1 pseudogene is annotated in these 587 nt (G+C 44.8%); it reads right to left on the bottom strand.

Features of this window, described 5'->3' with window-relative positions:
- A pseudogene (locus tag A3738_RS20805) lies at window positions 1–448 on the bottom strand (flagellin); the annotation flags it as partial.
- Window positions 449–587: the final 139 nt, after the last annotated feature.

The raw sequence follows: 587 nt of genomic DNA, 5'->3' as shown, positions 1-587 counted from the left end.
GAACTTGGAAAGATTTGCCTTGGAAAGAACCGTCTAGCAGATTTACGCCGTTAAATGTTGCAGAACCTGCAGTTCGCTCAATTTCTGAAATCAACTGCTGCGCTTCTTGATTCAAAGCAACTCGCTCTGAATCACCGTTCGAAGCGTTCGAAGACTGAACCGAAAGCTCACGTAAACGCTGCAAACTTGTAGAAATCGATTCAATAGAACCTTCAGCGATCTGTGCAAGCGAGACACCGTCACCCGCATTTCGTGATGCTACGCTCAAACCACGAACCTGAGCGTCAATACGGTTAGCAATCGCGATGCCAGCTGCATCATCTTTTGCACTGTTAATACGAAGACCAGAAGACAAACGCTGCAACGCTGTTTCCTGTGCTGACTGAGAGCTATCCAAGTTACGCTGAGCGTTTAAGGATGCGATGTTAGTATTAATTATTTGTGGCATATCGTCTCTCCTGAATTGAGCAATCTGCTGTTCGACACCATAGTTCTGACCAACAGAACTATGTCTTGTAAGTCGAACTCGTTGCAAACCTTAACGGCACTCGGGAAATAAACTTTAAAAGAAACGGCAACTATATTGT

Source organism: Oleiphilus sp. HI0066 (genome assembly GCF_001635725.1).
The sequence above is the reverse complement of the archived record's forward strand: the minus strand, read 5'-3'. Positions and strand labels throughout refer to the sequence as shown.